1 protein-coding gene is annotated in these 1,851 nt (G+C 46.6%); it reads left to right on the top strand.

What is annotated here, in order from left to right:
- Window positions 1–1,701, top strand: a 1,701-nt coding sequence (locus G4P69_RS36890) for a N,N-dimethylformamidase beta subunit family domain-containing protein (protein ID WP_243903173.1), incomplete at its 5' end; no start/stop codon positions are given.
- Window positions 1,702–1,851 lie beyond the last annotated feature (150 nt).

The raw sequence follows: 1,851 nt of genomic DNA on the forward strand, positions 1-1,851 counted from the left end.
CAGGCTCTCAGTGTACCAGTTGTTATTCAGGCTAATACAACCTATGTGGTTTCTGTCAACGCAAACTCCTACTATGTCGACACTCAAAATCAACTAGCTAGTTCCATCGTCAACGGCGACCTCAGCACAATAGCTGACGGCAACAATGGTGTGTATAATCTCAGTCCAAATTCTTTCCCAACTAGTTCCTACCTGAATAGTAACTATTATCGCGACATCGTCTTTATCGCAGGTAGTAGCTTGGTTAAAGTTAGTGGAGACAATCAGACTGGTAACACGGGGGCAACTCTACCCAACCCTCTAGTCGTCCAAGTACTAAACGCTCAAAACAATCCTCAGTCAGGAGTCACCGTGAACTTCGCTATTACCAATGGCGGGGGGTCAGTCTCGCCAACCAGTGCAGTAACTAATTCTAGTGGTCAAGCAAGTACAAACTTGACACTAGGATCAGTACCCTCTGGTCCTGATGGGGTGGTAGTAACCGCAACGGCAGCAGGGATCGGCAGTATAACCTTCTCGGCTATAGCAACTCCGGTCAACCCCAACCCCATCTGGTTGGAAAACCAAAATCCTGGCACGACTAATTGGAGACTTAATAACCCAGGTAGTGGCGAGATTGCTGCTTACACCTCGGCGACTAATGTTAGTAAAGGGGGAACACTCGACATTAAAGTTTCTCTTGGACAAGCTGGACAGTTTACCATTGATGTGTATCGCTTGGGCTATTATGGCGGCACGGGAGGAAGGCTGATGCTGAGTAGTGGTTCCCTCAATGGTACAACCCAACCCGCCTGTACCACAGATACTACTATCTACCTAACCGAGTGTAACTGGACAACTTCCTACACCCTACAGGTGGGCAGTAACTGGACTAGTGGTCTTTATGTTGGTAAGCTGACTGATGGGTCAACCGGCAAACAAACCTACGTGTGGTTCGTCGTTTATGACGATAGCAACACTGCTGATATTCTGTTCCAAAGTAGCATTACTACTGTCTTAGCTTATAGCACGACTGGGGGTCACAGCTTGTACAGCTATAACAGCGTTAACGCGCAGCAGGCTTATAAGGTTTCTTATGATCGCCCATACTCTGAGGCAGTCAATCAAACCTCCGACCCTGACAATGAGAGGAACTCACCCCTGCGATGGGAATATAATATGGTGCGTTGGTTGGAATCCCAAAGTTACAATGTTACTTACACTGACAACATGCATGTTTATACCAACGGACAAACATTGCGCAACCACAAAGTCTTTCTGTCTGTTGGTCATGATGAGTACTGGTCTAAAGAAATTCGTGACTCTATTGAAGCTGCTCGCGCTGCCCAAATTAATTTAGCATTTTTCTCTGCCAATGTTGGCTATTGGCGAGTGAGGTTTGAAAGTTCTACTACCGCTGCTGGACAAGTGAACCCAAATCGGGTGATGGCGTGCTATAAAGCAGACTGGGCATTAGACCCGGTTGCCCAACAGCAGGGTTCATCAGCAGCCACTAATAAATTCCGTAGTGTTCAGAACCAACAACCGGAAAACGCTTTATTAGGAATCATGTACGGCAGTGACACAGGTAATGTCTACGGCGGTTATAATTTTGTTGTCGCCAACAGCAGCGATTCTTACTATGCAAATACCGGACCCACAGATGGGGGACAGACTAGATTGTTTGTGGGGTCTTTAAGGGGTTTTATTGTTTATAAATGATATATTCCTTTACGGGTGGGGGTATTATTTCCATCCACAATAAAAACCGCTAGTGTACTGCCAACAAATTAAGAACCAGTGGGGCGGCAAAAACCTACTCCCCACCAAAAATTTCAACCAACCCCCACAACCCACCTCACCCCCACCAGG

Origin of the sequence: Aetokthonos hydrillicola CCALA 1050 (genome assembly GCF_017591665.1) — a bacterium.
Taxonomy (GTDB): Bacteria; Cyanobacteriota; Cyanobacteriia; order Cyanobacteriales; family Nostocaceae; genus Aetokthonos; species Aetokthonos hydrillicola.